This is a genomic window from Bradyrhizobium sp. S3.3.6 (assembly GCF_040546905.1).
In the GTDB taxonomy this organism is placed as follows: Bacteria; Pseudomonadota; Alphaproteobacteria; order Rhizobiales; family Xanthobacteraceae; genus Bradyrhizobium; species Bradyrhizobium cytisi.
Genome location: NZ_JBEPOT010000003.1, coordinates 130430 through 147821 on the forward strand (window position 1 = coordinate 130430; position 17392 = coordinate 147821).

21 protein-coding genes and 2 pseudogenes are annotated in these 17392 nt (G+C 61.5%); 15 read left to right on the forward strand and 8 right to left on the reverse strand.

Annotation, left to right across the window (positions count from 1 at the left end):
* Positions 1 to 51 precede the first annotated feature (51 nt).
* The 3 genes and pseudogenes from ABID59_RS09450 (at position 52) to ABID59_RS09460 (ending at position 2727) form a co-directional block, all read left to right on the forward strand.
* Positions 52 to 999, forward strand: a complete 948-nt coding sequence (locus ABID59_RS09450) for an ABC transporter permease (RefSeq protein WP_354083592.1) — start codon at positions 52 to 54, stop codon at positions 997 to 999.
* On the forward strand, positions 993 to 1781 hold the full coding sequence (locus ABID59_RS09455) for an ABC transporter ATP-binding protein (protein WP_148756346.1): 789 nt from the start codon (positions 993 to 995) through the stop codon (positions 1779 to 1781). Before ABID59_RS09450 ends, ABID59_RS09455 begins: the two co-directional genes overlap by 7 nt.
* Positions 1782 to 1927: 146 nt before the next feature.
* A pseudogene (locus ABID59_RS09460) lies at positions 1928 to 2727 on the forward strand (class I SAM-dependent methyltransferase).
* Positions 2728 to 3052: 325 nt separating this feature from the next.
* Here ABID59_RS09460 and ABID59_RS09465 read toward each other — a convergent pair.
* Positions 3053 to 3136, reverse strand: a pseudogene (locus ABID59_RS09465) (DUF3606 domain-containing protein); the annotation flags it as partial.
* Positions 3137 to 3256: 120 nt separating this feature from the next.
* Here ABID59_RS09465 and ABID59_RS09470 point away from each other — a divergent pair.
* From ABID59_RS09470 to ABID59_RS09480, 3 genes are all read left to right on the forward strand, one after another.
* On the forward strand, positions 3257 to 3670 hold the full coding sequence (locus ABID59_RS09470; RefSeq protein ID WP_148752690.1) for a hypothetical protein: 414 nt from the start codon (positions 3257 to 3259) through the stop codon (positions 3668 to 3670).
* Between the two features lie 15 nt (positions 3671 to 3685).
* A complete protein-coding gene (locus ABID59_RS09475) occupies positions 3686 to 4354 on the forward strand; it encodes an SOS response-associated peptidase (protein WP_354083211.1) in 669 nt (222 codons plus the stop codon).
* A 91-nt stretch (positions 4355 to 4445) separates the two neighbouring features.
* Positions 4446 to 4700, forward strand: a complete 255-nt coding sequence (locus tag ABID59_RS09480) for a DUF3551 domain-containing protein (RefSeq protein ID WP_148749741.1) — start codon at positions 4446 to 4448, stop codon at positions 4698 to 4700.
* Positions 4701 to 5519: 819 nt separating this feature from the next.
* Here ABID59_RS09480 and ABID59_RS09485 read toward each other — a convergent pair.
* The 6 genes from ABID59_RS09485 to ABID59_RS09510 all read right to left on the reverse strand — a co-directional run bounded on the left by ABID59_RS09485 (position 5520) and on the right by ABID59_RS09510 (position 9040).
* On the reverse strand, positions 5520 to 5741 hold the full coding sequence (locus ABID59_RS09485) for a hypothetical protein (protein ID WP_148749740.1): 222 nt from the start codon (positions 5739 to 5741) through the stop codon (positions 5520 to 5522).
* 401 nt (positions 5742 to 6142) lie between these two features.
* On the reverse strand, positions 6143 to 6391 hold the full coding sequence (locus ABID59_RS09490) for a hypothetical protein (protein WP_354083213.1): 249 nt from the start codon (positions 6389 to 6391) through the stop codon (positions 6143 to 6145).
* A gap of 103 nt (positions 6392 to 6494) precedes the next feature.
* Complete coding sequence (locus tag ABID59_RS09495) at positions 6495 to 6743, reverse strand: hypothetical protein (RefSeq protein ID WP_148749738.1); 249 nt, start codon at positions 6741 to 6743, stop codon at positions 6495 to 6497.
* Between the two features lie 534 nt (positions 6744 to 7277).
* Positions 7278 to 7718 carry an alpha/beta fold hydrolase gene (locus ABID59_RS09500; protein WP_347340218.1) on the reverse strand — a complete coding sequence of 147 codons (441 nt, stop codon included), beginning with the start codon at positions 7716 to 7718 and terminating at the stop codon, positions 7278 to 7280.
* A gap of 352 nt (positions 7719 to 8070) precedes the next feature.
* On the reverse strand, positions 8071 to 8619 hold the full coding sequence (locus ABID59_RS09505) for an SRPBCC family protein (RefSeq protein WP_354083215.1): 549 nt from the start codon (positions 8617 to 8619) through the stop codon (positions 8071 to 8073).
* Between the two features lie 37 nt (positions 8620 to 8656).
* Positions 8657 to 9040, reverse strand: a complete 384-nt coding sequence (locus ABID59_RS09510; protein ID WP_354083216.1) for a hypothetical protein — start codon at positions 9038 to 9040, stop codon at positions 8657 to 8659.
* A 51-nt stretch (positions 9041 to 9091) separates the two neighbouring features.
* Between ABID59_RS09510 and ABID59_RS09515 the strand changes: the two genes are divergently transcribed.
* From ABID59_RS09515 to ABID59_RS09525, 3 genes are read left to right on the forward strand one after another with little or no spacing between them, the layout of a single operon-like run.
* Positions 9092 to 10069, forward strand: coding sequence for a DUF3604 domain-containing protein (locus ABID59_RS09515; RefSeq protein ID WP_354083217.1), 978 nt, complete (start codon positions 9092 to 9094; stop codon positions 10067 to 10069).
* Between the two features lie 21 nt (positions 10070 to 10090).
* On the forward strand, positions 10091 to 10849 hold the full coding sequence (locus tag ABID59_RS09520; RefSeq protein ID WP_354083218.1) for a hypothetical protein: 759 nt from the start codon (positions 10091 to 10093) through the stop codon (positions 10847 to 10849).
* Positions 10749 to 12434, forward strand: a complete 1686-nt coding sequence (locus ABID59_RS09525; RefSeq protein ID WP_354083219.1) for an integrase catalytic domain-containing protein — start codon at positions 10749 to 10751, stop codon at positions 12432 to 12434. Before ABID59_RS09520 ends, ABID59_RS09525 begins: the two co-directional genes overlap by 101 nt.
* A gap of 149 nt (positions 12435 to 12583) precedes the next feature.
* Here the strand turns inward: ABID59_RS09525 and ABID59_RS09530 are convergent, their stop codons facing one another.
* A complete protein-coding gene (locus ABID59_RS09530) occupies positions 12584 to 12850 on the reverse strand; it encodes a hypothetical protein (protein ID WP_354083220.1) in 267 nt (88 codons plus the stop codon).
* Between the two features lie 20 nt (positions 12851 to 12870).
* Between ABID59_RS09530 and ABID59_RS09535 the strand changes: the two genes are divergently transcribed.
* The 6 genes from ABID59_RS09535 (at position 12871) to ABID59_RS09560 (ending at position 17161) form a co-directional block, all read left to right on the forward strand.
* Positions 12871 to 13059 (forward strand): hypothetical protein, encoded by a 189-nt coding sequence (locus tag ABID59_RS09535; protein WP_148749727.1) that lies wholly within the window; start codon positions 12871 to 12873, stop codon positions 13057 to 13059.
* Positions 13060 to 13464: 405 nt separating this feature from the next.
* Complete coding sequence (locus ABID59_RS09540) at positions 13465 to 13977, forward strand: septal ring lytic transglycosylase RlpA family protein (protein WP_148749726.1); 513 nt, start codon at positions 13465 to 13467, stop codon at positions 13975 to 13977.
* A 167-nt stretch (positions 13978 to 14144) separates the two neighbouring features.
* Positions 14145 to 14399, forward strand: coding sequence for a hypothetical protein (locus ABID59_RS09545; RefSeq protein WP_354083221.1), 255 nt, complete (start codon positions 14145 to 14147; stop codon positions 14397 to 14399).
* Positions 14400 to 14595: 196 nt separating this feature from the next.
* Positions 14596 to 15690 (forward strand): DUF2336 domain-containing protein, encoded by a 1095-nt coding sequence (locus ABID59_RS09550; RefSeq protein ID WP_354083222.1) that lies wholly within the window; start codon positions 14596 to 14598, stop codon positions 15688 to 15690.
* Complete coding sequence (locus ABID59_RS09555) at positions 15687 to 16010, forward strand: PilZ domain-containing protein (protein ID WP_279684449.1); 324 nt, start codon at positions 15687 to 15689, stop codon at positions 16008 to 16010. The genes ABID59_RS09550 and ABID59_RS09555 overlap by 4 nt, the downstream gene beginning before the upstream one ends.
* A gap of 101 nt (positions 16011 to 16111) precedes the next feature.
* Positions 16112 to 17161, forward strand: a complete 1050-nt coding sequence (locus ABID59_RS09560) for an HD-GYP domain-containing protein (RefSeq protein ID WP_148749722.1) — start codon at positions 16112 to 16114, stop codon at positions 17159 to 17161.
* The last annotated feature ends 231 nt before the right edge of the window (positions 17162 to 17392 follow it).

The window sequence follows — 17392 nt, forward strand, 5'->3', positions numbered from 1 at the left end:
GTGCCGAGGCCATCAGAGAAATCGGGTTTCGGCTTTTTTGAAAGTTCGACCATTCGATCGTTGATCGGCGGACTGTCTGTTGCCGTGGCATGGTCTATGGTCGCCGCGCTCACTGCGTTCTGGCCGGATAGGCCCGAGAGCGATTGGGCCTACACGGACGGCTTGGCCATTGCCTGCGGCGCATTGGCGCTTGCCCTTGCCTTGGCGGTCTTTGCCGCCGTTCGTTTTGTTGCTTTTCGGAGTTTCCAACGACTTTCTCCGTGGCTATTCGCGCTCGCGTTGTTTTTGGCTGCTTGGGAGGCTGTCACAGCAAAGCTTGGATTGCTGCCGTTGCCGTTTTTCCCGCCGCCGCAGGCCATTGTCGAAGTCGCAATCGACGATTGGGGACGGCTGGCTGAAGGCGTTTTCGCCTCAGCTCGTCTGCTCGCGACCGGCTATTTTCTCGGTGCCGCGATAGGGTTCGTAACCGGGGTGGCGATCGGCTGGTCGCAGCGCGCCGGCTATTGGATCCACCCAGTTTTGCGGTTCATCGGGCCGTTGCCCGCGACAGCTTGGCTGCCGCTCGCATTTTTCGTTTTCCCGTCGAGCTTCAGCGCCAGCATTTTCCTGATTGCGCTCGCCACTGGCTTTCCGGTCACCGTGCTCACCTGGTCGGGCGTCGCCGGCGTGAAGAGCGCCTACTACGATATTGCGCGGACATTGGGAGCAACCCAGCGCTTCCTCGTGTTCAAGGTGGCCATTCCGGCGGCAATGCCACATGTTTTCGTTGGCCTGTTTATGGGTCTCGGCAACTCGTTTGCGGTTCTTGTCGTAGCCGAAATGCTGGGCGTGAAGGCGGGGCTCGGCTGGTATCTGCAATGGGCGCAGGGTTGGGCGGCCTATGCCAACATGTACGCCGCGCTGCTGCTCATGGCGTTTTTGTGCTCCGGTCTGATCACGCTGCTCTTCCGCTTGCGGGACCGCCTGCTATCCTGGCAGAAAGGTCTCGTGCGATGGTAGCGGCGATCGCAAGGGATGACGCGGTCCGTGGATCGACGCTAACGCTCCGCGAAGTGAGCCATCGTTTCGATCTCGAAGGGCAGCCCCTGCCGGTATTGGACCGCATCAGCTTGCAGGTCGGCCGCGGCGAATTTGTTGCTCTCCTGGGGCCGAGTGGGTGCGGAAAATCGACCTTGCTGCGGCTGGTTGCGGGGCTCGACACTCCAACAGCCGGCGCCCTGCTAACGGAGGGAAGGGAGATCGAAGCACCCGATCCGTCGCGCGTCGTCGTTTTTCAAGACCCCACGCTTTATCCATGGCGGACGGTATGGAGCAACGTTGCGCTCGGTCTGGAAGCCCGCGGGTTGCTTCGCACCCATCGCGGACGTATCGAAGACGCGCTGCGCTTGGTGGGACTCACGGGCTTCGCCAATGCCTACCCGCACCAGCTTTCCGGCGGCATGGCGCAACGAGCGGCTCTGGCGCGCGCGCTTGTCAACGACCCGAAGCTGCTCATTCTTGACGAACCTTTGGGGCAACTCGACTCGCTGACTCGTATCGCGATGCAGGCGGAACTTGTATCACTTTGGCAGCGCTCGAGCTTCACGGCGCTGCTGGTCACGCACGATGTCGAGGAGGCGCTCTTGCTCGCCGGCCGCGTCATCGTGCTGAGCGACCGACCTGCACGGATCAAGGCCGAAGTCGTCAACAGCCAGCCCTATCCTCGCCACCGGGGCAATCCGCACTTCGTTGAGCTTCGTCGCGAGCTGTTCGAGCATCTCGGCCTCGATGAGGCATGGTAACCGTCAAAAGGAGCTCGCCGTGATAGATCTTCTTATACGTATCATAAAGCAGCCGCACGGCGTGCTCGCCGCGATTGCAATGCGATTGCTTTAGCGGCTTGGTCACCCCGTTGAGGTCTAAGAATTTGGAGCGCATGGAGACTTCGATGACCTCGGAATTGAACGTCCACGACGCCGCGGGCTATGAGCAGCTCATGGGCCGCTGGAGCCGAAGACTCGCCCGGCTATTCATCGACTTCACAGGGATTGCCTACGGCGAAAGGATTCTCGACGTCGGCTGCGGTACCGGGAGCTTGACCTTCGCGCTCGCTGAAGCCGCCGACCTCGCCGAGATCGCCGCGGTCGACTATTCACCAGTCTTTGTCGAGGAGGCGATCGGCGCAACACAAACCCGCGAATAAAGGTCCGACAGGCGGATGCCTGCGCGTTGCCCTTCGAGGGCGGCACGTTCAACCGCGCTATGGCGCTTCTCGTGCTCCACTTCGTTCCCGAAGCGGGCAACGCAGTAGGCGAGATGCGCCGCGTCGTTCGGTCGGGCGGCGTGGTCGCGGCAGCAGTGTGGGATCATCTCGGCGGCATGCCCGGCATGCGCATGATGGTCGACACGGTGGCGGCACTCGGTGAAAGCGGGCGCCAGCTGCGCAGTCGCTATTGCTTTCAACCGATGATGCAGCCGGGCGAACTGAGACGGACTTTTGCCGAACAGCGTCTGGTGGATATTGCGGAAATGGAGCTGACGATCCGCATGGACTACCAAAGCTTTGCTGACTATTGGGCGCCGATTGCCGCTGGCGAAGAGCCGCTCGGCAAGTATGTGGTAGCCCTCGACGCTGCGGAGCGAGCGCGCACCGACGCCGCCGTGCGCGATGCCTACGAGGCCGGCCGGCCCGATGGCCCGAGGTCCTTTGCAAACGTCGCGTGGGCCTGCCGAGGCATCGTTCCCTAACTCGACGGTCGGAGCCGTCGCTTCCGAGGTCCTGAACCCGAAATCGTTCACCCAACCGCGCAGCGGTCTTCTGGGCGAGGTCAGCTCCGGGTCAACAGGCGACATAAAAGCTTTGGACGAATAAAAGCCCGCGGCGGATTGCTCCGCGCGGGCCGAACCGAACACCTTTTCGATGATGCCATTCTGGCAGTGTTTTGCCCGACGGGTCAAGCTCTTTATGAGGATAAACCGAATCGACTCCGGCGCGCGACGGGGGGACTCGCGCGCCAGAGCCGCCATTACAGCCGGCTATCGGCAGACGCGCCGTTCCGCATCCGCGGTGAAGATAGTCGACTTCGTACTTTTGCCCACCCGCCACGCGCGCGCGGTCTTGATCGCGACCGCGAGCGGTCTGCTTCTTTGCTGCCAGGTCGGCTCTTCTTCGCTCCCCGATTTTTTCCACAGCCACCAAACCGAGTACGACCTTCGCGGCCGACACCACTAGGGATCGATAATTTGCCAAGGCCTCGCGGCTTGGCTTTGATGCCGTATGTCCACGAAATCGCGCCATTATCTCTACGGAACCCAGATCAAGATGTCGGCTGAACAAGCCGCGAGCGCGCGCAAGGAAGCCGATAAGCTCGCCTGCGTTGCGTGGAATTACTGGATGCTCGGCTACAGGGGTCCAGCTCAGCCATCACCCACGATCGGCGACGCCATCAACGCCGGCTTCCTCTATCTTGAGATTCGATGCCTCGGATGCGATACCAATCAGACTGTGGCCCTCGATATTATTCGACGTCCAAAGACAACGCCCGTTCACGAGCTTGAACGCTATATGCGGTGCAAGGACTGCTCGCAGGTGCGGCGCTACCCGTACAAGCGAAGCGCGCTGGTGGCGCTAAGGCCTACGAAGATTTCAGCCGATCATCCGGCGTCATATTGGTGGCCCGGCGAGCGTTAGGGACTGATTTGCAACATGTGCAATCTCTATTCGATCACCACCAACCAGGCGGCGATCGCCGATCTCTTCCGCGTTGTCCGGCGCTATGAAGGCAACCTCGCGCCGATGCCGGGCGTTTTTCCGGATTATCCGGCGCCGGTCATCCGCGATGCCGGCAACGGCGAACGCGAGATGGTGATGATGCGCTGGGGCATGCCGCCTCCGCCGCGCACCGGCGGCCCGCCCGTGACCAACATTCGCAATACCTCCTCCCCGCACTGGCGCGCCTGCCTCAAGCCGGAGCACCGCTGCCTCGTGCCGGTCAACAGCTTTGCCGAATACGCGCCGGAGCCGAACCCGGAGACGAAGAAGAAAGATGTTGTGTGGTTCGCGCTCGCGGAGTCACGACCGCTGTTCGCGTTTGCCGGCATCTGGACTACCTTCAATGGTGATCGCGGTACGAAGTCAAAGCCCGTTCCGGGGCCGCATCAGGTCTATGGATTTCTCACGACGACGCCGAATGCGGTCGTCGAGCCGATTCATCCGAAGGCCATGCCGGTGATACTGACGACGGCGGAAGAGGGAGACAGGTGGCTGCGAGCGCCGTGGGATGAGGCGAAAATCCTTCAACGGCCTTTACCGGATGAGCAACTCAAGATCGTAGCTCGCGGAGCCGAAAAGGAAGATCGGCAGCCGCAAGGCTAGAGCGCAAAAGACTTCTGGCGCTTGACTTTGAAACGGTCGAAAATCTCTTTCGAGATTATTCCCTCCAACCGCGAACCCCCGGAGTACCATCATGCGCGCGCTTCCCACTCTCCTCCTGGTCGGGATCACAATGGCTGTGGCCACTCCGGCCTCAGCTCAACGGTTCGCCGGAAATGCTCCGGTGTGCATGCAGAAATGGCAGTGGGGTGGCTCCAGCTATATCACCTGCCAGTTTGCTTCGTGGGACGAATGCAGAGCGACCGCTGCGGGCCTTTCCGCCATGTGCCTGTCGAACCCCTATGTGCAACGGCCGGCTCATCCGGACCGCAGTCCGCGATTCAGATAGGGCTGCGGCGGCCCCCAGGCAAATTCCGGCGGATACGGACACTCACGATGGGTTTCGCGAACCTGAGGAAGCATAGGTGCAAGAAACCGGGTTCCTTTGGAACGCTGCATCACGGCAATCATTGAGCCGGCGGGGCGAAACTCCCTCAGGAAAAAGGCGATGCGTTCGATTCTGGCCTTGAGCGTTTTGATAAGCCTGTGCGGGGTCGCGAACGCGGCAAGTGTGCATCATGGGCACCGGCACGCGGTGCTTCGTCCCCATCACCACATGTACCCATCAGGTCGAGCCTCGGGCTTTGCCTATGCGCCGCGTCAATACGACCGGTCCGCCGACCCCTGTAGCAGGCCGGAAGCGTATTACGGCTCCTGTCAGGGTTATGCGCCTGGCGAAAAGGAGCAATTTCTCGAGAGTGTGCTCAACCCTTATTAGTTGGAAAGCGCACAACCGGGAGCCCTGGTAGGGCCGCCGTCTCCAAGGGCCATTTCCGCGGAGGATCGGCCATGACACAAAAACCCATGACACAATAAAACCTCGCGCAATCTGCCGGAGCCCGAGCCGCGCAAGGACAGCGAACGCGACACGCGAGAGGCGATCATCGCCGACGCCGACAAGACCAAGGCAGAGACCTTCGTTCACGGCGACGGCGGCACGCTCGACATGCCGACGAAGCGCGGCGATCTGTCGGGAGATGATTGAGGGCGGCGCGGTCTGCCGGCGAACCAAGACGGGAAAGCCCGCTGCGGATTGCTCCGCGTGGGCTGAACCGGACTTTTCCGATGATGCCATTCTGCCAGTGTTTTGCCCGACGCGTCAAACGCCTTAGCGATTGCTAAGCGACCAAACCGCCATCACGGCCTCGTTCAATCCGGCACGGTGATCCACCACGGCCCCCTCTCCCTTGGCGGTGAGCTCGCAGGTGTCGCCGACCTTTTGCACGTAGCCGGCGGTGATGAGCTCGAGCAGCTCTTCCCTGTTCTCATCGCTGAAGGCGATGGACTGGCCGATGTCGCAGAGCAGTGCGATCTGCGCTTCTGTCAGCATGGACTCCTCCGACCGTACAAGTGCCTGGGCCCCAGGCTGTTCCTCCGGGACGCCATGTCAGGCTGCCCGCCGGAATCAAGAAAGCCCGCCGCGGATCGCTCCGCGCGGGCTGAACCAAACTTTTTGATGATGCCATCATGTCGGTGTTTTGCCCGACGTGTCAAATACGGAAAACGGCCCCGGCGCTGACGGGGGGCTTGGGCGCCGGAGCCGCCATTCCAGGCCGGTCAATCGGCGGCGAGACCGGCCACCCGCTCAATTCGGGGTCGGACCCGGAAGTTCCTAACGGAGCCACCATGGTCGTGCGGCCGCCGGCGTAAGCCGCCTCGCGGGGACGGATCGCGGACGCGCGGCGGGGATATCCGGTCGCTTTCGTTCGACTTGAAGGACGCGAAAGTCGCTCACGCAGCGCGCGACAATTCGGCCGCGCGCGCCTCGCGCCCCTGCAGCATGGCGATCGAGGCCCGCAGATTGTCCCTGCGCGACCGCAAGGCCAGAGCCAGCATCGAATAGGTGGGACTGCCGGGGTCAGCATTGCCGGCCTTGCGCTCCTCCTCGGCAATGTCGCTGTCCAGCATCTGGATTCGCCAGCGCAGGTCGGAGATCAGAGCGCGGAGCGCGTTCGCTTCGTAACGGGACGTTGTCTGCATGTGATCGCCTCAATCTGAAACGGCCCGATTGGCCGGGCCGGGATCAAGACCTCATGCAGCAAGAGCGATGCCAGCGTTTGGCGGGAACCGGAGCCAGAGCCTCTCACTCCTCCGCCAGCTTCCGCTCGATATAAGCGTCCACCGTCTCGGCAAACGAGCGCTGCACGCCGACCGACGTGACATGCAGCTCGAGCGCATCCTGCTGGAGCACGCGCAGGCCGCGGCTGCGTGCGCTGACCGGCGCCATCGCCAGATAATCGTCGATGGCGCCCGTCGCCAGCGCGATGCCTTTCGGATCTCCTCTCGCGATCAGCAAACGCAGAAAGCTCAGGCAATCGGCCAGACCCGGCATGGGTTCGCGTGGAATTATCTGCTGCGCTCCGGGCGGATCGACAACAACCTTCAGTCGGCGGTGAGGCTCAAAGATGGCGGCTGACCAGATCGTTCGGGGCCGATACGAACATGGTCGAACCAGAGGAGTGGGTACGTGGCTAAAGATCCAATCAATGACCGCGAGCCAGAACTCTGGACATCCAGCGCGAGCAGCTCGGACCCCGCGGCGTGCCGGGCAGGGAAAATCCGACCAAAATGACGCCGCAACGAGAGAAGAAAACGCCGAAGAACGTTGACCCTGGCCACACAGGATAACGCAATCCTGCATCGAGGAACCGGCAGGCTTCAGCGTTTCGGTGTCATGATCAAACGCATCCTCAGCATTTTTCGCCCTCAGCCGACGCCGGAGCAGATCGCACAAGAGATCCTGCAGGACCTTCTCCGTGATCTCAATCGGCTGAGGTGAGGCGCTTCACAGCCGGCAATTCCGGATGCCTCGCCCAAGGTCCGCCGACCAGGTTTTCCTCTGTGGCACGAGGCGCACGAGTCCCGTTCACGCTGCAAAGCCGCACATGCTCAGGATCGCGGCTGCGAAAGCATCTGGTGCTTCACGCGGTACGAAGTGGCCGACGCCCGTGAGCACGCGACGTTCGTAGCGGTTCTTGAAATATCGCTCCTTGTGATCGGAGGTGATTGGCAGATTATCGCGGTCATCGGCGCCCTGAAGCATGATGGTCGGCACACCTATTGCGGGCGGCTCGGCCAGACGGAGCTCGACGTCTTCGTGCGCGCCTGCGCCCGGCGCGTCGTGCCAGCGTTGGCGATAGGCATGGATGCTGATCGCAGTCCAGTCGGGATTGTCGAGCGAGCCTGCCATGGCTTCAAACTCGGAGTCTCGGCCTGGCCACCCCGGGGGACCAGGTCTCCCAAAGATAGCGGCAAAGCCTTCTGCGGTCTTCGTGGTAGGCCTTCTCGCCTTGCGACGTCGCAACATACCATTCGTACCAACAAGACTTCGCAAGCTCGTACGGCATGTTGCGCGGCGGAATGGCGGTTGCGTAACCTGCCGCCGCGGTCACAAGAGCGGCCAGTCTTTGCGGAAACAGCGCGGCCACTCCGTATGCGGCACGTGCTCCCCAGTCATAGTCGGCGAGCACGACGTCGTTCAGATTCAACGTCCAGGAATTGCGACAGGTCGAGCGTGAGGGCCGCAATTGCGCCGCTGCGCATGATGGAGTCGTGCAGGAATCGGTCGGCCCCGATCCACGAAGGTAGGGTGCGTAGATACAGAACTTGTGCCCGCCGAGCCTCGCGATCGTCTTGTCCCAGCATCGAACGTTGTCCGGTCAGCCATGCACAAGAACAAGCGGTCGGCCGTCGATCGGCCCCGTCCTCTCATAGGCAATGTCCAGCTCGTTGGTTCGGCAAACGAGCTGCTCGGGCTCCAGCACGCGCCCGGATGTGGGAGGACCAGGCTGTCGCCGACCGTGCAGCTTCGCAATGTTGTCGAGACCCGCTTTCAAAAAATTTCTGACATTCTCGACCGTCCTTGCCTCGTCCGACGTTGGCTCGAATTCCGCTGACCATACGACGGTGCTGGAGCCGTCGTGGTTATCGTTCGCCCGCAATTCGGCGGTGTAGTCGCGAACCGGCATGGCCGTCTTTTCCATTCGGTAGCGGTAAGAATGCCGTGCCGGCGTAGCCTCGAGCAGACGCTCGATCTGTCGATCTCCGTCCGTGCCTTCGGCCGTGCGGAGAGCACCCGCACGTTCGTCCTCACTCTCGACCTTGGACAATAATGGGTGCCATTGCCCGACGGCGCCGAACCTGCCGATATCCGTCCAAAGCGCATCCGGCCTTTCGGTAATCCGCGTGGTCTCAACGACCCTGGTCATCGCGCGCTCCTCCCTATTTCAATATGACGGTTCGAGATCAATCATGCTGGTCCGTCTGTGCTCCCAGGCGCTCGCCGCTGCCGTGATCGCGCAAAAAGGCGAGAAGTTGCCGTGAAAGATAGTCGGGATTTTCATCGGGCAACAATGTCCTGTCTTCGGCGCAACACCGCCATGCACGTCCTGCGCGACCTCCTTCGCCATCGCGGTTTCCGTCCAACCATTGCTCTTCTCTGAGAAAAGTCAGGCCGTCGACGGTTAGCCGGTCCTCGCTGGTCTCGCCGTCCGCGACGAGGCCTTCCAGGTAAATCTCAAGTTCCGGCAGTCTTTGCTCGAAATCCGGACCAAGACCCACCAGATCGCAGGCTCTCATTCCTCCGCATAACACAGTCGGCTCGATCGTGAGCACATAGAACCGCGCCATTGTGCCATTGTTGCGAGCCCGATCTCCGCGTTCGAGGATGCGACCCTGAAGGTGCGGCTGTTCGGCGGCTGGGATTTGCGTCCCGACCTGCTGAACCAGAAGGACTGGGTCAAGGCCGCCTACGCCAACGGCGTACCGATGGGGGGCGACCTGCCCCCGCCGAAGGGCAACGCGCCGAGCTTCATCGTCTGGGCGGTCAAGGACCCTGACGGGGCCAACCTGGACCGCATCCAGATGGTCAAGGGATGGATCAGGAGCGGCCAGATCTTCGAGAAGATCTATGACGTCGCGTGGTCCGGAAATCGGGTGCTCACGCGCACGCCGATTCAGAATGTCCTCTATGGCGGCAACGACATGAAACTGCCTCCGGTCGGCGATACCGTGGACGTCAAGAACGCCAGCTACACCAACACGATCGGCGGCGTGGAATTGGAGACCGTATGGATGGACCCGGACTTCGATCCGAGCCTGCACGCCTTCTACTACGCGCGGGTGCTGGAGATTCCGACGCCGCGCTGGACCACGTTCGACGCCAAGACCTTGGGCGTATCGCCGCCTAGCGACGTGCCGACGAGCCTTCAGGAGCGCGCCTGGACCTCCCCTATCTGGTACGCGCCGACCGCGGACATGCACGCCAAGGCGCTTCACAGCCCGACGGTGGCCGATCTCAGGCAGCGGGGCGCGACAGCACTCGACGACACGCAACTGCGCGATCTCGTTGTGGGCAAGACCGTCTCGGTCCACAACACGGCAACCGATCAGCGGTTCGAGATCACCTACGGCGTCGATGGCCGGCGCATGATCTCGAGCATCGACGGCAAGATGCCGGATTCGGAGCAGATCGGCGACCTGCTGCACCCCGGTGGCGCCGCCGGCGCGCAGTACGACATCCGCGACGGCCGCCTCATCACCACCATCGAGGGGTCCCCCTTCGAGGTGACGGTCTATCGTCACGGCGACAAGCTCATCGCCGCGCGGAGCAACGAGTTCGGCTATGCGAACTATGAGGTGGAAGCGGTGAAGCCGTGAGTCGGTCGCCGGGGCGCCGCGATGAGCTTGGATGAGCGACAGTCGCCTCTCGGGCGTTGGCTGCATGAGCCCCTGCTGCACGTGCTGGCGATCGGAGCGGCGCTGTTCGCCGTCTACAGGGTGTTCCATCCCGCCGCGGGCGAACTCCAGAATCCAAATCGCATCGCCATCACGGCGGACGACATGGCCCAGATCCGGATCGCCTGGATGGCGCAGTGGCATCGGCCGCCCACGCCAGAGGAGACGCAGAACCTCCTGGACGGCAAGATCCGCGAGGAGGTTCTCTCCCGCGAGGCGCTGGCCCTCGGGCTGGACAAGGACGACACCATCATCAAGCGCCGCCTGGCGCAGAAGATGGAGTTCGTCATGGAGGACGCATCCTCGCTGCGCGAGCCGGCGGGAGACGAGTTGAGGCGCTGGTTCGCGCAGAATGCGCAGCGCTTTGCCACGCCGAGCCCCGTCACGTTCCGCCACCTCTATTTCTCGCCCGACGGGCGCGCCGCCCACGCCCGCGACGATGCCGCCGACGCGCTACGGAAGCTCGCTGGAAAGCCGGAAGCGACGCCAGAGTGTCAATCGGCTTGCAAATTTGACCCCCGCATTGCCTCACCCAGAATGTTACTGGACAACTTCTCGCCGATGAATGCAGCGGCGCCACCAAATTGGTTCGGTGGCCTCCATGGCGGGAAAGATCAGCATGGGCGCGCGGCGCGAGGTGGTGTCGGCGGTGATGGAACGTTACCGATCGGCCAAACGAGCGGAGAAGGGGCGGATCCTTGACGAGCTGTGCGCGACGACGGGCTGGCATCGCAAGCATGCGCTGCGCGCACTCCGGCGACGCGCAACGGTTGGGCCCGGCGCAGTTGAGGCACCGCGAGAGCGCAAGCGTAGATATGGTGCGACGATCAACGACGCGATGACGGCGCTGTGGGAGGCGTCGGATCGGGTGTGCGGCAAGCGGCTCAAGGTGATGATCCCGACCTTGCTGCCGGCCCTCGAGCAACATGGCCGATTGCGACTTGGCCAGGCGGATCGTGACTGTGTTCTCTCGATCAGCCCCGCAACCATCGACCGCCTGCTCGTGGACGTGAAGGTCGCGGCGAGCGGTGGCAGGCGACGCCGTGCCGGATTTTATTCGGCAATCCGGCGCGAGGTCCCGATCCGCACGTTCAATGACTGGAACAGCCCGCCACCTGGCTTCTGCGAGGTCGACATGGTCGCCCATGGCGGCACGTCGGTGGCAGGTTCGTTCATCCAGACCCTGACGATGGTCGATGTCGCCACGGGCTGGACGGAGTGCCTGCCGTTGGTGACGCGGGAAGGTTCGCTGGTCGTCGAGGCGATCAACCGCGCACAGAGCCTGTTCCCCTGGCTGTTGCGCGGTGTGGACTTCGACAACGACAGCGCCTTCATGAACGATGTCGTAGTGCCATGGTGTCGCGAACAGAAGCTCGAAGTCACACGCTCGCGCGCCTACAAGAAGAACGATCAGGCGTTCGTCGAGCAGAAGAATGGTGCCGTCGTCCGCCGCCTCATGGGTTATGGCCGCTTCGATGGCGTCGAGACGGCGCGCGTGATGGGTCGCCTCTATGCGGCGGCAAGGCTCTACGTCAACTTCTTCCAGCCGTCATTCAAGCTGAAGGAGAAGCGCCGCGAAGGGGCTAAAGTGATCAAGCGCTATCATCTCCCATCAACACCCTATGAGCGTGCATTGGCGCATCCCAAGGTCACCGCAGCCGTAAAGAAGCGGCTGCGCGACCAGTATCGCTCGCTCGATCCGGTCGGGCTGTTGGCCGAGATTCGCGCGACCCAGGACGAACTCGGCAATCGCGTCGATCGTCGTGCCGGACAAGTGCGCGGCCTGCAAGCCGCCAGCACGAGCACCGCGCCAGCCACCACAGCCACCTTTGCGAAGACGCTCGGCAAGACGACGACCTCCGGCGAGCCACGTGCCACACACCGGCGCACCCGTCGGCCCTATAAAACCAGGGTTCGCATGCCGTCCAAGCTCGATCCGCATATTGCTGTGATCGAGGGTTGGCTCGCCGAGCAGCCGCAGCTAACTGCGCTCGCCATTGTCTGCCGGCTGAGCGAGAAATACCCCGAGGATTTCGGGCCGACGCAGCATTCTATTGTGCAGCGTCTGCTGAGGGTGCTTCGACGGAAGACTGTTAAGCAGTTGCTCGCGAAGGAGCCGCTTGCGGACGTCACGACCGCAGCCCCATTGCCCGGGGTTGTGGACGGCTCGGGCTATGTAGGGCCCGACCCGCCCACAGCCCCTCTCATCGAGCAAGCCGGGAAAGCTACCTGGCGCGACCCATCAGGCGACCTCGGATCGTCATCGGCCACGGCGCCGCCAGGGTAACATCTGCAAGTGAGGCAATACGGGGGGTCAATATTGCAGGCCGAATGACAGCAAAAATCCCGGATACTCATGAGTATGGGCGTGGAGTGTGAACGTTCAGTTCGCTTGATTAAAAATGAGGCCCGCCGGTTCACGCTGGCGGGCTTTCCCTATCCGATCAGCTTCAGCGACGTCACTGAAAAAACGCCATGTTCTTGTTTCCATGGCGGCTTGTCCTGAACGAACCAGTCGCACCAAGCGCTCTGGTAATCATCGGAGATGCTGGTCAGCTCGTGCTTCAGCAAAAGTGCACCGCGACCAATCAAGTGGCCCAGATACCTGCGGCTGCTTCGGCATTCCGTGCCGAGACGGCTAGCCGGAGCACCGCGGGACACGCCCAAGCACTTGCGTTCGCCCTCCGGTTGCGGTTGGATCATGGTTTAGGACTATTGATCCAATGGCCATCCATTTGATTGTGGCGAAGATTCTCAGAGACGAGCTTGCTTTGCTGGGCATTCGATCCTTGACCGCGGAAGAGTCGGAGGCGATTGCTGCTCGCATCTTTGAGCGGATCACTGAGCTCGAGCTGGAGCTTGCAGCGAGAGATTTCAATATTCCTGCGAGCGGCGACGACGGAACGACGTGACGAGCCGGCCGTTACGTCCGGTTGCGATCCACTGCGAGCGAGGCTGGACAACGTACGGAGCGCCTTACGCGGCTCGCGGCATCTCGCCCCGCTGCTGCCCGTGGTCCGTTCAAGTCCTCCTCGTCTCTAATCAGGCGAAGAGATTCACGCCACTGAATCGCCTGCACGCACACGCGATGTTGACGCTGCTTCGCAGTGCTTCAGGCTCTAGCACTGCTCGCCGATCCTCGTGATGCGTTGCAGCGGGCTATCTGCTTGTTGCACTGCCTCTACGTTCCGCCATGCAACACATTCAAGCAACATCGGTATTAAATCACCTCTTTACGAATGAATCCCGGATGTGCCGGAACGCGCCTTATGAGTTTGCATTGTTTCTCTGTTTTGTGATTTGTAGTGAGATCGATCATGCGTCCGCTTTCTGGAATGATCGTGATTGCAGTGGTCTCAATTTGGACGGGGCTTCACGCGACCCCTGCTGTTGGGCAAACATTCAATGACAGATGGTCCATCGTTCCAGATGCTCACGCGGAGCCCGCTCCTGAAGGACTCGATCAGACAAAGAAGGAAGAGCCGCAAGCGCAGCCTCCGAACGGACAAGAGCCCTTGAAAGATCGTTCAGACGCTCAATCTTTCAATCGAGTTATTTCCGGAAAAGCCTCCTACTATTCGTATGCCAAAGGGAAGACAGCGAGCGGTTCATCGTTTGATCGGAATCTACTAACCGCGGCGCACCGCCGTCTGCCGTTCGGCACGAGAGTCCGCGTCATTGACCTTGAGACTAATAAGTCCGTGGTGGTTCGTATTACCGACCGCGGACCCTGGGTCCGTGGCCGCGTCCTCGACCTCTCGCTGGCCGCCGCGCGCAGCTTGGGGATTACGAAACGTGGCGTGGCTCAGGTTCGTGCTGAGGTGTTATAGACGTCCATTGCCCTGCGAAAACACGCAACCGCCGCCCACGCCCCCTTGCGTCAACAGTCCGGCTTTTGGCCTGAAACGAATCTGCCGTGTCTCTAAAGAACCCTGACGCTATCGCGGCCCTCGTATCGGCCCTCAGGCTCGTCCACCGAGACGGAGTCGCGCGAACCATGCTCCAGGAAGGTATGAGCCTTGCCACGCTGATGGACACGATGTTCGCCGCGCCGATAGCACATCGCGATGCCGTTCGATACGTCGTTACTGCCTTAGATGACTTCGCCATTACACCAGAACTTGGCCCTGTCTGGCATCTTCGCTACCTGTATGATGACCAGCCCGGCTCATTCCGCGTCGTCGATATGGAGATAGCCACGCCGGCCGGTACGCTGTCTAGCAACGACCTTTGGCTTCGGTTGCCCGTCTAACTAGCTCGCAACCTCTGCAATGTGGACCGCGTTGTTGACGACATGACCGCCAGAAACGGCGCGCTCTTCCGAAGAGCGACAATATTTTGCATGCTCACGGCACCTAAATACCCGCGAGTAAAGCTAATTTTAACAACTATCCCGCGCAATACGTCTGATTGAACGTGACGCTTTTTAAAACGATTTAGGCCAGCCAATGAGGGCAATTTCTGCGGCCGATCTCATTACTGAGTTGGACGACACCATTGCAAGGAGCTCATCCGAACGCTGCGCGCGCATGCTCTGGCGCACGGCCGAGCTGCTCGTTGGCGCCAATGACCGACTGCAAGAGCCGCAGGTCGACCTGCTTGACGACGTTCTAATCCGCCTGACCGGGCGGATTGCGCCCGGCACGCTCGCCGAGCTCAGCACGACGCTTGCCGAGCTGGATACTGCTCCGATGAAGACCCTGCGACGTCTCGCCTCGTGCGACGATCCGGCGGTCGCAGTCCCGATCCTGAGGAAATCTCCCGCACTATCGCCGGCTGATCTCGTAGCGATCGCGACGTCCGGCAGCGAGGATCACCTTCTCGCAATTGCTGACCGACGCACGATCGAAAAACCGGTGACTGAGGCGATGTTGCAACGCGGCAGCAGCAGGATTTGCCTGGCCGTCATCGGCAATCCGGGCGCGGAATTCTCCGGCGCAGCCTACGCCGCCTTGCTCGTCAGGGCTGAGCAGGACGACGAGATCACGAAAGCGCTGACGCTGCGGCCAGACACCCCGGACATGGTCGTTCGGGAGCTGCTGTCGGCCTCGCCACGGCCGGCCAACAAGGCCGATGCCCGTCCGCGTGTTTCTTCCAATGCAACCGCATCCTCCGAAGTATCGGCGACAGCGAAGCGTCCTTGCGAGGCTGAGTACGCCGCTGTGAGGTCGGAGATCGTATCGCTCAACCGTAGCGGCAAGCTGAGCGACTCGACTGTCAATCGGTTCGCGATCCGGGGTGAGACCGCCAACCTGTTCACGGCCTTGTCGGTGCTGTCGGGAGCACCCATGGAGGCCATCGAGCAGTTGATGGCGGAGTCCGATTGCGAAGGTCTGGTGATGGCGTGCCGGGCATCGCGCTTGAATTGGCAGACCACGTTGGCCATCCTCAACACTCGCCGCGCGCGGCTTTCATTCGGCGAACGCGCACGAGCTCAGGAGCGGTTTGAAACCCTTCATCTCTCAACCAGCCAATGGTCCATTCGTTGGGGAGAAATCTCCGGCGCTAAAGATCGCACTGCAAAGTCGGGAGGGAGCCGATGAAATTCGACGGTCGCAAGGCGCCTCGGGTGCGGATGGACCACAGGCAGGTCGTCAATCTCATGGGCTCCGACGGCACCTGGCGGCGGAGCTGCGTGCTGCTCGATGTCTCGGACACCGGCGCCAAGATCGAGGTCGAGGGATCGCTCGACGTTCTCAAGGCCAAGGAGTTCTTCATGCTTCTGTCGTTGACGGGACTGGCCTATCGGCGCTGCGAGTTGGTCTGGATCGACGGAACCACGGCCGGCATCCACTTCATTCACGCAAATGGCAAGAAAAGCCAAAAAACCGCGAGCGACAGAACCGCATTAAAGCCGATTTGAGCCGAGCAGTATCACCGAGCTCCAATCTGATCCAATGATCATGCAGAACGTTAGCGATACGGCCAATTCAGACCGGCACCCGACAAACGAAGGCATCAGTCATGTTCGTGCACGTCCTGGCCGATACTTCCGACAAGCTCTTCGGGCTCTGCTCGCTGCTTGAAAGGATGTTCACTGTCGCGGGCGAGCGGCTCGATGTACAAGCAAAACTTCCGTACGCTCCTGCTGCCGTCGTCGTCAGTGCCGACCTGCGGGCCCTCGAAAACATTGCCGCACTGAAAAGGAGAGCTGCGCGCTTCGCCAAGGCCAACAAGCGCATCTTCCTCGTCGAGCAAGCCTCCCACCTCTGCATCTCGCAGGCTTATGCGCTGGGCGCGACGCTGGTATTGCCCGGCAAGCTCGAGCCGATCAAGCTCGTCGCCGCGTTGGCCGATCCGGCCGGGACCGAAGCCGGCTCGACGAGCGGGATCTCGCAGCCCGACGATGCGGTTGAGGCCGCAGCCAACGTCGTCGCGTCGATGTTCACCTCGATCACACTCGGAGAGCGGATCGACGTTGACGGTCCTAAAGAGGCCGGCCGCAAGATCACCAACCGGATTTCCGAGCATGGGCTATCGCAATGGCTGACCACGGTGCGGCGCCATCATGAGGGAACCTTCCAGCACTGCCTGCTTGTGACCGGCGTCGCGGTCGATTTCGGTCTCAGTCTCGGTTTCCGTAAAAGTGACCTTGAACGGCTCTCCACTGCTGCCATGTTCCACGACATAGGGAAGGCGAGGATTCCCGTGGCGATCCTGGACAAGCCAGGACGCCTCGACGACAACGAGCGCGCGCTGGTCGAAACCCACCCGTCGACGGGTTATGACGTGCTGAAGGAGCACGGCAACATCTCACCCGAAATCCTCGATGCCGTCCGGCACCATCACGAATATCTCGATGGCAGCGGCTATCCCGACGGCCTCTGCGCCGAGAACATCACCGACATCGTTCGCATTCTCACCATCTCGGATATCTTTGCGGCGCTGATCGAACACCGCCAGTACAAGGCGGCCATGTCGCGCGAGGCGGCGTATGGGATTCTCTGCGGCATGAGGGGAAAGCTGGAGAAGGCGCTGGTCGCCTCGTTCAAGGATGTTGCGCTCACCAGATGAATTGCGCTGCGACCGCAGAGCCGCGCAGCTCCCAACTCTCGACCGGCCTTCTTGGCGAGGCGAAGAGGAACATCCGTCTGTCTAAGGTCACAACGCTGCCGCCAACAATCAGGTTTTTCTTTATCGACAACGAAATAGTTGTGGTCGCAGCTGTGAATCAAAATCGGAGCACGCACTTCCTTGTGCGTAGTTTGCAACTTGTGTCGCAACACGCGACTTAGAGCCCCCTGC

Excerpts from the sequence above, each read along its gene's own strand:
- ABID59_RS09490 (WP_354083213.1), bottom strand. The coding sequence starts at position 6,391 with ATGCAGACAACGTCCCGTTACGAAGCGAACGCGCTCCGCGCTCTGATC.
- ABID59_RS09485 (WP_148749740.1), bottom strand. The coding sequence starts at position 5,741 with ATGCTGACAGAAGCGCAGATCGCACTGCTCTGCGACATCGGCCAGTCC.
- ABID59_RS09495 (WP_148749738.1), bottom strand. The coding sequence starts at position 6,743 with ATGCCGGGTCTGGCCGATTGCCTGAGCTTTCTGCGTTTGCTGATCGCG.
- ABID59_RS09510 (WP_354083216.1), bottom strand. The coding sequence starts at position 9,040 with ATGGCGCGGTTCTATGTGCTCACGATCGAGCCGACTGTGTTATGCGGA.
- ABID59_RS09470 (WP_148752690.1), top strand. The coding sequence starts at position 3,257 with ATGTCCACGAAATCGCGCCATTATCTCTACGGAACCCAGATCAAGATG.
- ABID59_RS09520 (WP_354083218.1), top strand. The coding sequence starts at position 10,091 with ATGAGCTTGGATGAGCGACAGTCGCCTCTCGGGCGTTGGCTGCATGAG.
- ABID59_RS09535 (WP_148749727.1), top strand. The coding sequence starts at position 12,871 with ATGGCCATCCATTTGATTGTGGCGAAGATTCTCAGAGACGAGCTTGCT.
- ABID59_RS09455 (WP_148756346.1), top strand. The coding sequence starts at position 993 with ATGGTAGCGGCGATCGCAAGGGATGACGCGGTCCGTGGATCGACGCTA.
- ABID59_RS09540 (WP_148749726.1), top strand. The coding sequence starts at position 13,465 with ATGCGTCCGCTTTCTGGAATGATCGTGATTGCAGTGGTCTCAATTTGG.
- ABID59_RS09505 (WP_354083215.1), bottom strand. The coding sequence starts at position 8,619 with ATGACCAGGGTCGTTGAGACCACGCGGATTACCGAAAGGCCGGATGCG.
- ABID59_RS09545 (WP_354083221.1), top strand. The coding sequence starts at position 14,145 with ATGCTCCAGGAAGGTATGAGCCTTGCCACGCTGATGGACACGATGTTC.
- ABID59_RS09500 (WP_347340218.1), bottom strand. The coding sequence starts at position 7,718 with ATGTTGCGACGTCGCAAGGCGAGAAGGCCTACCACGAAGACCGCAGAA.
- ABID59_RS09555 (WP_279684449.1), top strand. The coding sequence starts at position 15,687 with ATGAAATTCGACGGTCGCAAGGCGCCTCGGGTGCGGATGGACCACAGG.
- ABID59_RS09475 (WP_354083211.1), top strand. The coding sequence starts at position 3,686 with ATGTGCAATCTCTATTCGATCACCACCAACCAGGCGGCGATCGCCGAT.
- ABID59_RS09550 (WP_354083222.1), top strand. The coding sequence starts at position 14,596 with ATGAGGGCAATTTCTGCGGCCGATCTCATTACTGAGTTGGACGACACC.
- ABID59_RS09480 (WP_148749741.1), top strand. The coding sequence starts at position 4,446 with ATGCGCGCGCTTCCCACTCTCCTCCTGGTCGGGATCACAATGGCTGTG.
- ABID59_RS09530 (WP_354083220.1), bottom strand. The coding sequence starts at position 12,850 with ATGATCCAACCGCAACCGGAGGGCGAACGCAAGTGCTTGGGCGTGTCC.
- ABID59_RS09560 (WP_148749722.1), top strand. The coding sequence starts at position 16,112 with ATGTTCGTGCACGTCCTGGCCGATACTTCCGACAAGCTCTTCGGGCTC.
- ABID59_RS09525 (WP_354083219.1), top strand. The coding sequence starts at position 10,749 with ATGGCGGGAAAGATCAGCATGGGCGCGCGGCGCGAGGTGGTGTCGGCG.